The organism is Kitasatospora sp. NPDC059088 (genome assembly GCF_042738155.1).
Classification (GTDB): domain Bacteria; phylum Actinomycetota; class Actinomycetes; order Streptomycetales; family Streptomycetaceae; genus Kitasatospora.
In genome coordinates, this window is sequence record NZ_JBHYGR010000047.1 from 4,098 (window position 1) to 16,468 (window position 12,371).

Here is a 12,371-nt window from a genome sequence, read left to right on the forward strand (position 1 = left end):
TGTCCGTTCCGGCCCGGGCCCCCCCGCCCGGGGCCGGGGGGTCCGGGCCGGCTACCGGTGGGAGGCGCCGTCCCGGACCACCACCACCACCTTGTCCACCGACTTCGTACCCGAGAAACCCCGTGAGCGTCGGACCGACCACCAGCATCCTGCTCAAGGCCGCCAAGGTGGCCCGCCGTCAACGGATCACGGCCTCCTACTCGGCCGTGACCCAGGCCTGCGTGGACACCGGCGACACCGCCGACGGGGCCGAGCTGGTCAGCGAGCACCCGGACCTCCACCGGTGGTCGCTGCCCGCCTCGGACGCGGTCGCCATGGTGCACACCAGCCTGGACGAGGCCTGGGCCCTGCTGCGCGGCGCCCAGCTGCTGGAGCAGCAGCCGGTGCCCGTCGTCCGCCCGCACTACCGCCACGTCCGTACCCACGGCGCGCGGGCCGTGACCTTCTGGCACCAGCCTGGGCGGCGCCACGGCGACCCCGCAGTGAGCGCGTGGGTGACCGCCGCCGTCCACAGCATCCACCCCAAGTCGGCGCTGTGGCTGGAGCCCCACGACCCGTTCGACGGCCTGCTGGACGCGCTGGCCGACGCCGACGTGGACGAGGCCGGCCAGTGGTTCCTGCGCGAACACGCCGCCCGGCTGCGCGAGGAGTGGGAGCGCATCGTGTGGCCGACCCCGCCCACCGTCATCCTCGGCGACACCCGTACGGCGGCCTGCTACGACGACGGCCGCTGCCCGCGGCTGCTCCTGCGACGCCCGCTGCGGCTCGGCCGCCGCGAGTGGGACCTCGTCGCCGCCCGCTGGCGCACCGAGCTGCTGCGCGGACACCCCGTCGACCTCCACGCGTACACGTCGGCCTACACCTCCCGGGCCCGGCCCGACCTCGTGCCCTACGACCAGATCGGCGCCTGGCCGGACTACCAGACCGTCCGGGACGTCGTCGTCCTGACCGCCGTGATGGAGACCGTGCGCCGATCCCACCTCTACGGCACCGCCCGCCAGCGGGCCGCCCACCAGATCGCATGCCTGCGCGGCGCCCACCAGCTCCCATGGAACTGGGGGCAGCGATGACGACCCCCGAGACCTCCGACACCGTCGGCCTCGTCCCGCTGCGCCCCGGCTACCCGCCGGCCTGGGTCCACCGGCCCAACACCAACCCGGTTCCCGGCCCGGTGTTCAGCCCGCCGGCGGCCCGCACCGTCGGCACACTCTGCCGGGTCTGCTGTACGACGGTCACCCTCAGCTCGTCCGAGGCGAGCCTGCTGACGTGGCTGGCCGCCGACCTGTCGACCGACCAGATCGCGCGCCGCACCTACGCCAGCGTCTCCAGCGCCCTGGCCGAGCTGGGGAATCTGGCGCAGGCCCTGGGGGCCGAGACCTGGCCGCAGGCGGTCGACCACGCCTGCCGGAGCGGCCTGCTCCTCCCGCAGCCGACCCGCCTGACCCACCCGCTGCCCGGCCGGGACCTGGAGATCGTCCAGAGCCAGGCCGACGGCCGCGCCGTCTCGGAGATCGCCGAACGGCTCGGCATCCGCGAGGGCAGCGTCACCCACTCCCTCGCCCGCACCCGCCGGACCCTGGGCACCTCCGGCAGCCCCGCGGCCGTCTACCGCCTCCACGCCGCGCAGCTGCTGCACGCCGCCCCGTTCTGCCCCCGCTGCCCGACCGGGAGCCCCTCGTGACCACCACCCAGGAGAGCACGGCGCCCGATCCGTACGAGAGGGTCGAAGGCGACCCGTGTCCGACCTGCGGGGAACGGATCGCCCTCACCTGCCGCCAGCACAGCGTCCTGCTGCTCACCGCGGTCGGCCACGACATCCGCGGGATCGGCCACAGCCTGGGCTGCGGGCACCCCGTGGTGGCCCGGGAACTGGCGCGGATGCGGAAACTGACCGGTGCCCGCACCAACGGCCAGCTCGTCCTGGCCGGGGCCCGCGCCGGACTCGTCCCGCCGCTGGTGCCCGACCGGCCCCCGGGATCACCGACGGCCCCGCAGCTGCGTCTGTTCGTCCTGCTCGGCGAGGGCCAGGCCGTCGCCGACGCGGCGGACGCGGCCGGCATCAGGCTGGAGGCGGCCCGTCGGCTGCAGTACGCCGTCTACCAGCGGCTCGGCGTGCGGCGCCTGGCCGCGGCCCTCGCCATGCTGCACGCGATCGGCGCGCTGGAACACCACCACCCCTGCCCGAACCCGGCGTGCGAGCAGGCGCGCCGGACCCGCGCGCAGCCCGAGCACGAGCGGCAGGCCGCCCGGGACGCGGCGCTGCGGTGGGCCGACCAGGTCACCCAGGCGGCCGCCCTTCGCGGCGACCTCCGGCGCGGGCGCGCCGAACTCGCCCGCATCGTGGCCGAGCTCACCGCCGGCCAGGCCGAGCTGGAAGCCTGCCGCACCGCCGCCCGGCAGGCCCGAGAGGCGCTCCGGCAGACCGAGACCGACGCCGGGACCGTCGGCGGCGAACTGCGCGAGATCCGCCGCGAGCTGGCCGCCGCCGCCGACGACGTCGCCCGGACCCGGGACGACGCCCGCCTGCTCCAGCACGGCCAGAACAGACTGGAGCAGGGCTTCGAGGAACTGGAGGCCGCCCGCGACCGGCTCGTGACCGGCTGGGTCCAGCTGGCCGCCGCCAACGAACAGGCCACCCGCGCCCAGCCCGTTCCCGTGCGAGCGCCCATCCCCCCGCAGGACCGGGCCTGGCACCGGCCACCGACCACACACCACTGAACGAGACGAGGCCCCACATGCTCTTCACCCTGCCGGGCGGCACCACGACCGAACTCCTCCTGCCCCCCGCCACCGAACTGCTCACCCAGGACCCCGCCGGCATCGCCGTCCCCGAGCGGCTGATCACCGACGGCTGGCTCACCCCCGCCACCGGCCAACTCCTGCACCTCCTCGACCACACCGCCCCCCACACCGCCGCCCTGGCCGCCGGCTCCCACACCACCCCCGGACACACCCTGCTGCTCCTGGCCGACGCCGCCAAGGGCCAGCCCGCCCTCTACCTGCGCCTGCCCGACGGCACCCCCACCCCGCCGAGGCCCGCCGACCACACCAGCATCCTGCTGCCCCTCACCGGCACCCTGGACCTGGCCCTGTTCCGCCACCAGGACGACGTCGACCAGCGCCGGCCCCAGTACCTGCGCACCCTCAACCCCGGCCAGCTGGCCGTCCTCCACGCGGGCGCCACGGTCGAACTCACCGGCCCCGCCGACGGCGTCCAGCTCGTCCTGACCCACCACCGCCTCAACGTTCCGCACGCCCGCCCGCTCGACGAGGCCGACTACGAGGTCGCCGTGAAGGGAGCCCGGGCCCGCCTTGCCCGCCGCTTGGACGGCCTCCCCCACTGGCCCTTCACCCGGCCCGAGGACATCCCCGGCCTGATCGGCGCCGACCTGCCCAAGATCCACGCCCAGCAGGACGTCCTCCACTACCTCGCCGTCAACCGGACCTCCCTCTCCTACCTGGTCACCACCGCCGTCTACGACTACCAGCGCTACGACGCCAGCCGCACCACCCCGCTCCTGGACCGCGTCGTCCTGTGCCTGCGCCCCGAGCACGGCTTCGAACTGCGCCTCAACACCAACCACCGCCCCGACCACCACCTCCCGCCGCGCCACCACGCCCACCCCCACGGCGCCCGCGTCCTCACCGGCGGCTACCTCCACACCGTCCACACCCGCACCGACGGCTGGAACACCGGCCCCTTCACCGCCGACCAGCTGCGCCCGGCCGTCACCACCACCGAACTGCCCGGCAGCTCCTACACCCTGGGCACCGCCCTCGCACACCGGACGCTGATGCGGCCCGACACCACCACCCTCACGCTCTGCGGCCCCCGCACCTCCACCGCGCACGCCGCCGACGGCCTCCTCCCGCCGGACACCGAACGCCCCATGACCGACCGGGAACACCACGCCCTGTACGGGGACCTCGCCGCGGCCGGCGTCATCGAGCGCCAGCCGCCCAGCCGCTGACCGCCACCAACCCGCCACGACCGATCGGACCGACCGGCATGCCCCCGTTCCACTTCGACACCGACCCGCTCTTCCCACCCGGCCGCTTCGCCTACGGCCAGGCGGCTGTCTGCACCGACCCTGGCCGCCGCCCGCACCGCCGAGGCAGGCCAGGACCGGTGAACATCCTCCTCGACGCCACGTACACCAACCACTTCAAGGCCCGAGGACTCACCATCCTCCAGCCCCACATCGACAGCAACACCCCCATGCGATGCCGCCGCGACTGCGGACACGAACTCGTCCTCGCCCTCAGGAACCTGCACACCGTGGCCGCCTGCCCGCAGTGCACCAGCGCCGCCGCCACCGACGCGGCCGCCCGGTCCGCCACCGTCCTCGCCCCGGCCGGCTACCAGCAGATCGAGCCCTACCCCGGCTACTGGCACTACCCCTGGCGAGCACGCCACGACACCTGCGGCAACGTCGTCATCACCACCGCCGCAGCCGCCGCCGACCTCACCCCCGACGACCCCTGCCGCGCCTGCCGGGCCCTGGCCGACATCCCCACCGGCAGCCAGGCAGGCCTGGGCTGGCAGGCCGCGAACGAACGCGCCCTCCAGGCCGGACTCATCCCCCTGGAGTCCTACCAGCTCACCCGCATCCCCCAACGCTGCCTGTGCACCAGCTGCGGCTCCCAGGTCGCCCCCACCCCCAACGGCCTCCTGGGCGGCAGCCGCTGCCGCCACTGCGCCACCGAAGCACACGCCGCCGCCCGCCGCACACGCACCAAACCCCCCACCCCGGGCATGCTCCTGCGCCGCGTCGACACCATGATCCGGGCGCACCGCCTCCAACCACTCTCCCAGCCCGACACACCCGACGGCCCATGGCCCGTCCGCCACGCGCTGTGCCACCGCACCGAGACCCTGACGGTGCCCCAGCTGCTCACCGCCGCAGAAGAGTGCGCCGACTGTCAGTCGGTGGCCACGACGCACTGAACGGCCCCGCCCGCCCGGGCCGGTCGGCCCGGGCGGGCGCACAGCCGGCCCGTACGACCGCCACTGCGTCGAGGGGACGAGACCTGATGACCGATCTGGTCAGCGTCGACGGAATCCACGCCCGCAGCCGCCCGCTCCCGCGCCGTCCAGCTCTCCGCCGAGCACCGCGCCCGCTGCCAGGAGATCGCCCGCTACCCCCACCTGGACACCGAGTGGGCCCACGCCGCCGTCCAGGACGTCGTCGGCCCGACGCCCCGCCCCGCCCCCGGTGCGCCGCGGGACTTTCCGTTCGTGTGGCCCTCAGGCGGCGGGAGCATCAATGACGACCGCGCGGATGAGCCGCACCGTGCGCTTCGGGTCGAGCCGCCCATCGCCCGTGCCGATCGTGCAGGCGACCGAGATGAACAACTGGGCCAAGGCGAGCTTCCGAAGCGCCTCAGGGGCCTGCTCCCAGGTCTCACGGGCGGCGCTGGCGCCCTCGGCACGATGGACGGCCTGGAGCGACAGCACCAACGCGGTGACAGGCTCTGCTGCCCGAGCCACCGCTCGCAGGCGCTCGACACCTTGCTGTTCCCCGAGCCCGTAGACCGGCCGAGTCGCCAGAAGTCCGAGAAGGAGCGACGCCGCCTCCCATCGCGAGTCGCCGCCGAGCGCCCCGAGCTCGGCGATCAGGCGCCGCACGACCCCAGCCTCGCCGGTACGCACAGTGGCGTCCAGCGCGGTGTCCACGAGGCCCTCGACGACGGCGCCCTGGGGGAGCACTCTGGCCGGCCCGGGGGCGGCCTCATTCGGACGGGGGAGGTCGGCAGGATCCATCAGCCGACCGTACAGCGTGGCCGCAGCGACGGGCCTGGCGGAAGCTGGTCCGGAGTCGAGCCACACCCACGGGCGATGCCGCGGTACTCACGGAGTGGGTTCCTCTCGCTGGTCGGCGGGGGGACGGTTCCTGGGTCGCTTCCCTGCGGGCGGCCTGGGGGCTCAGATAAGCGTCGGTGAAGAAGTGGGCTGCGTGGGCGGCGGACGGGTCTCGTGCCCTGCGCCGTCGGTCACTACCAGCTCGACCGAGGGCAGGGGACGGGCGGGTTCGGGCGCGGGGTGGAGGAGGGTGGCCGCCGGACAGATGCGAGCCCGCAGCTGCTCCAGGTGCTGCGCGGCCTGCTGGCATTCCCTGGCCGAGTCGGCGAGGTCGCGCAGGCCCAATTCCTCGCCGACGGCGAGGATGCCGTCCCGCAGACTCAGCAGCGCGGCACTGGTCCGGGCGGGCTCCCGTACGAGGAGGGTCGGCCGCCGCCTGGTGGCCGCGAAGGCCCTGTCCAGGTTCTCCGGCAGGTAGCTCATGACCTGCCGGGCCTCCAGGAGCTGCGTCTGTTGCGTGGCGAACGTCGGCAGTTGGGTTACCCGCTGACCGTCGGCTGACCAACTGGTGGAGCCGTCGATGCCCAGGACGGTGCCGCCGTGGAGGACGAGCAGGCGGTCGGCCACCTAGATCAGCATCCCGGCCACAGTGGCGAGGCCGTCCCGCATCCTGCGCACCGTGCCGAGACGGCCTTCGGAGACCGTGACCTCTTCGGCCTCTACAGGGCCAGCGCCTCGTCGCCGAGCTGGACGTGAGCAGCCAGCACCTTCCTCACGGCATCCGCGACATGTCGGTCTGAGGATGGTCCACCGGACTCCTCGGCGGTGTGATCGACGTGGAGGGATGGTCTACTGGTACTTGGCGGCGATGTGGTCGAGGACCCGGGCCAGAGACCGGGAGGCAGGCCGCCGGTCGCGCTCACCGTCCACGTCGGCGATCAGCAGCTGTCGTACCTCGCCCAGGGCCTGGTGGGTCGGCCGGAGCAGCGTCAGGGCGGGTCCGCCCTGCTCCTGGAGGGCGGCGATGAGGGTGCCGACTGTCTCCAGGATCGCGATGGCCGCAGCCGGCGGCAGGGTCCCGGCAGCCATCACCACGTCCACCAGGGTGCTCGCCGCCGTGGTCGCGGCGCAGGTCGCCGCGTCGATCCGGGCGTGCTCGTCGCTCATCACCTACTGGTCAACGAGCTGCTGCCCGCCCGGTCACTGCCGAGCGTACCGGGGCGGGCCTTCGTGGATTCTGCGCTGTCGGCGGAGCAGCGCTCCGGGGTTCCCATGCGTCCATGGCGGGCGGCCATGTCGGAGGAGGTCACCGGGAGGGTCTTGGTGGTGTCGAGGAGTTGGCTCGGTCCGGGCTCGGCGGTGAGCAGGCCGAGTCTGCGGGCGGGGAGGGGACTGTCGTGGGCAGAGCGGCGGCTTCCAGGACCTGGCGTGCCATCTCCTCCGGACGGCATTGGGAGGAGTCGAAGACCAGGAGTTTGCGGTGACGGCGGCCCAGGAAGTGGAGCATCGCCGAGGTGAATCGATCGGCGAAGCCCTCGTCGTCGACACTGTGCTGATCGCCGGCATCGGGCTGGGCCCGTCGGCGAAGCCGGTCCCGGCGTACGGCGACGGGGGCGTGGAGGTATACGGCGACGTCGAACACTGGGAAGTGCGGTGCGGCCCACAGGCTGAGGGCTGCGGGAAGGAAGGGGCCGCCGGCCAGGCCCACGGCGATCGTCCGGTCGACGTAGCCCTCCTGGACCAGGACCGCGTTCCCGCGATGTGGCGGGTCGAAGCGCTCCAGTGCGGCGTCCAGCGCGAAGGCGAGGAGGTAGGCGGCTGTGATGCCGCTGGACCGGTACTGGTGTTCCAGGGGGAGGTGTTCGAGGGCCTTCGCCAGGGGGTGGTGCGGGGCGAGCATGCCGCGGTGCCGTATCGCCGGGACTTCGGCGGCGCCGAGCTGTTCGAGGAGCGTGTCGACCAGGGTCGTTTTGCCGGACATGTCGAGTCCGTCGACCAGGATGCGGGGCTGTCGGGACACGGCGCGGTTCGGGGGCGTGGGCATGGGATTCCCCTTGTCGGAGGCGGTGGCGGTGCGCTGCGCGATGCGGTTCAGCCGGTAGCGCGGTTCTTGTCCGGCCCGGGGTCGGCGGGTCGGACGAGATCGCTTGCGTGCTCGCTCGGCGGCGCCTGCGTGAAGGTGCGGATCGCGGCGTGGAGTAGGACGGCGAGTGCGTCGTCGGTGGACGGAAGGTGTCGGCGAGGTGTGCGCTGGGCGAGGGAGTCGGCCACCGCGAAGGCAGCGGCCGCCGACGCCGAGCGGTACTCGGCGACCGTCAGGACGGCGGCGGCCTCCATGTCCGCGGTCAGCAGGCCCTCGGTCGCGTACCGGGACACCTCGGCTTCGGTCTCCCGGTACAGGGCGTCCGTTGTCCATGTCCCTCCGATCCGGACCGCCTGCGTGCCGGCCAGCGCAGCGGCGAGGCGATCGGTCAGGGGGCGGTCGGGTTCGGCGAAGCGGCTCGGTGGACGGTAGTGGTGGGACAGGCCCTCGTCGCGCAGGGCGCGCTCGCAGACCACGATGCTGCCGGGAGCCAGCTCCGGGTGCAGTGCGGCGGCGGTGCCGACGGTGATGATGCTGCCGATCCCCAGCGCGATCAGCTGTTCGACCACGAGTGCTGCGGCAGGCGCGCCCCGGCCGAACCCCGAGCAGAGCACGACCCCGTTGCCAAGGGCGTGGAGTTCCCCCGAGACCCACCTGCCGAGGGGGCGCAGCGCTACGTCGCGAGCGGCCTGCCGCAGCAGGCGGTCCTGGTAGAGGAGGACGGTCCCGAGGTAGGGGGAGAGGTCGGCACCGGGGTGTCGTGAGCGGATGTAGGCGGCGTGCTCGGCGGGGTCCGTCAGCGAGGGGAGGGCGTGCTTGCCGGGGAGGGCGGGGAAGGCGGTCGGTGCCGGGCTGCTCATCGGGTGGCCGCGCGCTCGGTGAGGCGTTCGGCCAGGTCCTGTTCGGCGGCCGGGTCGACCGTGTTGACGATGTCCCAGGGCAGGACCTCGCCGGCCATGTCCCGCAGGTGCTGGGAGAAGTCGAGCCCGTGGGCGGCGAGGGCGGCGCTCAGCTGGGGTCGGGTGATGCGGCTGAGGTCGACGTCGGCGTCGTGGAGGTCTTCGAGGACGTGACCGACGCGGCGGTCCCCGCGCAGGCAGACCGCCTCCAGCAGCAGGCGGCTGGTCTCGCCCCATTGGACCCGGAAGCTGCGCTCGTACAGTTCGGTGCCGGCCAGGCTGCGCAGGCGTTCGCGGATCGCGTCGTTCCAGCCCTCCACCAGGTCGGGGTCGGCCATCTCCAGGCGCTGGCTGGGGGTCGTCGGCTTGGGCATGAACTGCTGCACCTTGACGATGACCTGGCCGTCGGTGCGGCCCAGGCGCTGGTGGATGTCGAGGGCGTAGTCCGCGATGGCCAGGCGGTCTGCCTGCGTCTCGCCGGGGATGCCGACGATGAAGTACAGCATCACGGTGGTGAACTCGGGGCGTTCGTGGCACAGGTCGATGGCCCGGTTGACGCGAGCGGCGTCCATGGTCTTGCCGAGGATGCGGACCAGATCGGGTGCGGCGGACTCCGGCGCGATGGTCAGGATCCCGCGGCTCGGGGCGAGGTTCAGCTCGGTGAACAGGTGCCCGAAGTCGCCGAGGCTGGCGACCTGGTCGAGGTAGTCGCCGGAGACCTCGTCGGCGCGGACGCTGCCGATGATGGTGGTGACGGGTTCGGGTGAGCGGTCGGCGTACTGGCGGATCCGGTCCAGCAGTTTCCCGCGGTGCCGGAACTGGGTGAACGTCGGCGAGCTGATGATGATCTGCCGGATGCCCCGCTCCTCCAGCGTGTCGACGGCTTCGATCAGGGTGGCCAGTGGGGCCTGCCGGAAGTCGGGGGTGCCCAGGGTGCAGAAGCGGCAGGAGTGCTTGCAGCCGAAGGTGGGGACGAGGACCGAGCAGGTCCCGTCGCTGATCGTCGAGGCGAAGTGGGCGCGGCCCAGGGCGTGGACGGGCAGGTGCTGCGCCCGCACGCTCGCCGGTGCGGCCGGGGTGCGGGGGCGGATGCGGGTGAGGCCGCCGCCGGGGAGCAGGTCGGCCTCGTACAGCTGGGGGACGTACAGGCCGGGGATCTGGGCGGCCTTGGTGAGGACCTGTTCGCGCGGGGCGCCGCGGTGTCCGTGGAGCAGCCGGATCAGCGCGGCCAGGGATTCCTCGGCGTCGCCGAGCGCGACGATGTCCAGGTAGTCGGCCAGGGGCTCGGGGTTGGCCAGGCCGCCGGAGCCGCCGATCAGCAGGGGGTGGCGGCCCTGGGAGCGGTCGGCGCAGCGGCGCGGGATGCCGGCCAGGTCGAGCAGGCCCAGGACCGTGTGCAGCGCTCCGGCGTTGGTGACGCCGATCCCGAGGAGGTCCGCGTCGGCGACGGGGGCCGGGTTCTCGATGGTGCGCAGCGGTTCGCCGTCGGGGGTGCTCAGGCGGTTCCCGTCGCGGGTCAGGCAGTCGTAGACGTGGGCGCGTTCGGCGTGGGCGGGGACGCGGGCGTCGCGGTTGATCTTCTCGTAGAGGGCCTGCATGCCGGTGGCGAGCAGGGAGTAGGCGTGGCCGTAGGGGGAGAGCAGGACGACGCGCAGACCGTCCGGGTCGGGGGCCGGGTAGGGCCCGGTGAGGTGGATCTCGCGCCGGCGGATGGCGTCGATCTCGGTTGCGAGTTCGGACATGGTGCACCTCGTCGTCTGCAGGGGTGGGTGGGGTGGTAATCCGGGTGCCGGCCGCCGTGCCGGGCCGGGGTTGGTCGGGAAGGTCAGGTGCCGGGCCGGGCGACGACGAGGTACTCGGTGGAGCGGCGGATCGCCTCGCAGATCTCCTCCTCCTCGGACTCGGTGATCAGCGGGTGGAGGATGGGGCACAGCAGCCGGCCGGTCAGCTGCTCGGCGCGCGGGCAGTGCTGGCCCTCGGTGCGGGAGCGGATGAGGGCGTGGCTGAGGTAGGTCGGCCGGTCGTTGATCATGCTGCCGACCCCGAACTGTTCGGCGAGGCGGTCCATCAGCGCGTAGCGGCCCTCGCCTGCCCACGCGTCGGGGACGAGCAGGTTGTAGCGGTAGTAGACGTGCTCGCGCCGGTGGAGGGTCGGCGGCAGGGTCAGCTCCCCGATGCCCGCCAGGCGCTCGCTGCGCCGGTGCGCCCGGCCGATCCGCGCGTCGAGCATCTCGTCCAGACGCTCCAGCTGCACCAGGCCCACGGCGGCCTGGGCGCCGGTGAGCATCTGCTTGGTACCCCAGTGCCCGGTGCCGCCGTAGGCGCGCAGGCGGCGCAGCTGCTCCGCGAGCTGCTCGTCGTCGGTGGTGACCATGCCGCCCTGGCCGAGCGTGGTCATGAGCTTCTTCCGCTCGAAGGAGAAGACGGTGGCCCAGCCCTCCTTGCCGACCGGCAGGCCGGCCGGGGTGGTGGCGCCGCAGGCCCGGGCGGCGTCCACGATCACGACCGGCGGGCCGTACTGGGGGTGGGGGTTGCGGGCGGCCAGGTCGAGGAAGGCCTGGATGTCGGCGGTCGCCCCGTTCCAGTGGGTGACCAGGATGGCCCGGGTCCGCGGGCTGAGCACCCGTTCCACGTCGGCGGGGTCGAGGTTCAGGGTCAGCGGGTCGGGCTCGGCCAGGACGAGCCGGCCGCCCTGGTGGATCACCGCCAGGTGCGGGCCGACGAAGTTGACGGCGCAGGAGACGACCTCGTCGCCGTCGGTCAGCTCCAGGCTGTGCAGGACCATCTCCAGGGCGGTGCCGCCGGCGTTGAACGCGACCGCGTGGGCGGCCGAGGTGCGTCGGGCGAACGCGGCCTCGAAGATCTCTTCCTCGGGGCCGCGCCAGCCGTGGCGCCAGTCGAGCGAGGCCTCGACGACGCGGAGCAGGGCCTGCTTCTCGGCGTCGGTGTACCAACCGCCGGTCTGCGGTTCGACCGGCCACCGCAGCGGGGCCGAGGTGCGCGGGACGGTCAGGGTGTCGACGGGCATGACGGTCTCCAAGGGCGGGTTCGACGACAGGTGTGGTGGGGGCCCGGTTACGGGTGCTGCTCGGAGGCGGTGATCAGCGCCACCTTCTCGGCGGCCCGGCTGGCCGGGTCGAAGTGCTGGGTGAGCCAGAACCGGGTCAGGAGCAGGGCCTGCCCCAGGGGCATGAGGCCCTGGCCCAGGCACAGCACCTGCGCGTTGTTGTAGGTGACGGCGTGGGCCACCTCGTAGGCGGTGCGGCAGGTGGCGGCCCGTACACCGCGGACCTTGTTCGCGGCGATCGCCATGCCGGCCCCGGTGTGGCACACCAGCAGGGCGCGGTCGGCTGCTCCGGAGGCCACGAGCTGGGCGCCTGCGAACGCGACGAGCGGGTACGGCTGGGGGGTGTCGCCGCCGAGGGTGATGACCTCGCCGACGAGCCGGTTGGCGGTGAGGTCGGCGGCCAGGCAGCGGCGGTAGGCGGAGCCGGCGGGGTCGGAGCCGAGGGCGATACGCAGGGGGGCGGGCATGTCGGGCGTCCTTTCGAGGCAGCTGTTCGCCGGGCTTGCGAACAGGGGCGCC

Annotated in this window: 13 protein-coding genes; 5 read left to right on the top strand and 8 right to left on the bottom strand. The window is 73.6% G+C overall.

The window, feature by feature from the left end; genetic code table 11:
* Positions 1–122: 122 nt before the first annotated feature.
* The 5 genes from ACFWXO_RS21855 to ACFWXO_RS21875 are packed head-to-tail and all read left to right on the top strand — an operon-like array spanning position 123 to position 4,948.
* Positions 123–1,070, top strand: coding sequence for a hypothetical protein (locus tag ACFWXO_RS21855; RefSeq protein WP_380525436.1), 948 nt, complete (start codon positions 123–125; stop codon positions 1,068–1,070).
* On the top strand, positions 1,067–1,681 hold the full coding sequence (locus tag ACFWXO_RS21860; RefSeq protein WP_380525437.1) for a helix-turn-helix transcriptional regulator: 615 nt from the start codon (positions 1,067–1,069) through the stop codon (positions 1,679–1,681). The genes ACFWXO_RS21855 and ACFWXO_RS21860 overlap by 4 nt, the downstream gene beginning before the upstream one ends.
* Positions 1,678–2,718, top strand: a complete 1,041-nt coding sequence (locus tag ACFWXO_RS21865; protein ID WP_380525438.1) for a hypothetical protein — start codon at positions 1,678–1,680, stop codon at positions 2,716–2,718. The genes ACFWXO_RS21860 and ACFWXO_RS21865 overlap by 4 nt, the downstream gene beginning before the upstream one ends.
* 17 nt (positions 2,719–2,735) lie before the next feature.
* Positions 2,736–3,971, top strand: coding sequence for a hypothetical protein (locus tag ACFWXO_RS21870; protein ID WP_380525439.1), 1,236 nt, complete (start codon positions 2,736–2,738; stop codon positions 3,969–3,971).
* Positions 3,972–4,009: 38 nt separating this feature from the next.
* Entirely contained in the window at positions 4,010–4,948 is a 939-nt protein-coding gene (locus ACFWXO_RS21875; RefSeq protein ID WP_380525440.1) for a hypothetical protein, read from the top strand.
* A 300-nt stretch (positions 4,949–5,248) separates the two neighbouring features.
* On the opposite strand, the gene ACFWXO_RS21880 is transcribed toward ACFWXO_RS21875, so the two are convergent.
* The 8 genes from ACFWXO_RS21880 to ACFWXO_RS21915 all read right to left on the bottom strand — a co-directional run bounded on the left by ACFWXO_RS21880 (position 5,249) and on the right by ACFWXO_RS21915 (position 12,319).
* Positions 5,249–5,764: a hypothetical protein gene (locus tag ACFWXO_RS21880; protein WP_380525441.1), complete on the bottom strand. Its 516-nt coding sequence runs from the start codon at positions 5,762–5,764 to the stop codon at positions 5,249–5,251.
* Positions 5,765–5,926: 162 nt separating this feature from the next.
* The gene (locus ACFWXO_RS21885; protein WP_380525442.1) at positions 5,927–6,430 is read right to left on the bottom strand and encodes a hypothetical protein; all 504 of its coding nucleotides are present in this window, start codon (positions 6,428–6,430) and stop codon (positions 5,927–5,929) included.
* 222 nt (positions 6,431–6,652) lie between these two features.
* Positions 6,653–6,970, bottom strand: coding sequence for a hypothetical protein (locus ACFWXO_RS21890; protein WP_380525443.1), 318 nt, complete (start codon positions 6,968–6,970; stop codon positions 6,653–6,655).
* A 139-nt stretch (positions 6,971–7,109) separates the two neighbouring features.
* On the bottom strand, positions 7,110–7,847 hold the full coding sequence (locus ACFWXO_RS21895) for a hypothetical protein (RefSeq protein ID WP_380525444.1): 738 nt from the start codon (positions 7,845–7,847) through the stop codon (positions 7,110–7,112).
* A gap of 47 nt (positions 7,848–7,894) precedes the next feature.
* A complete protein-coding gene (locus ACFWXO_RS21900; protein ID WP_380525445.1) occupies positions 7,895–8,746 on the bottom strand; it encodes a nucleoside phosphorylase in 852 nt (283 codons plus the stop codon).
* Positions 8,743–10,527 carry a B12-binding domain-containing radical SAM protein gene (locus ACFWXO_RS21905; RefSeq protein ID WP_380525446.1) on the bottom strand — a complete coding sequence of 595 codons (1,785 nt, stop codon included), beginning with the start codon at positions 10,525–10,527 and terminating at the stop codon, positions 8,743–8,745. Before ACFWXO_RS21905 ends, ACFWXO_RS21900 begins: the two co-directional genes overlap by 4 nt.
* 83 nt (positions 10,528–10,610) lie before the next feature.
* On the bottom strand, positions 10,611–11,813 hold the full coding sequence (locus ACFWXO_RS21910; RefSeq protein WP_380525447.1) for a DegT/DnrJ/EryC1/StrS family aminotransferase: 1,203 nt from the start codon (positions 11,811–11,813) through the stop codon (positions 10,611–10,613).
* Positions 11,814–11,860: 47 nt separating this feature from the next.
* On the bottom strand, positions 11,861–12,319 hold the full coding sequence (locus ACFWXO_RS21915) for an RpiB/LacA/LacB family sugar-phosphate isomerase (protein WP_380525448.1): 459 nt from the start codon (positions 12,317–12,319) through the stop codon (positions 11,861–11,863).
* Between the last annotated feature and the right edge of the window lie 52 nt (positions 12,320–12,371).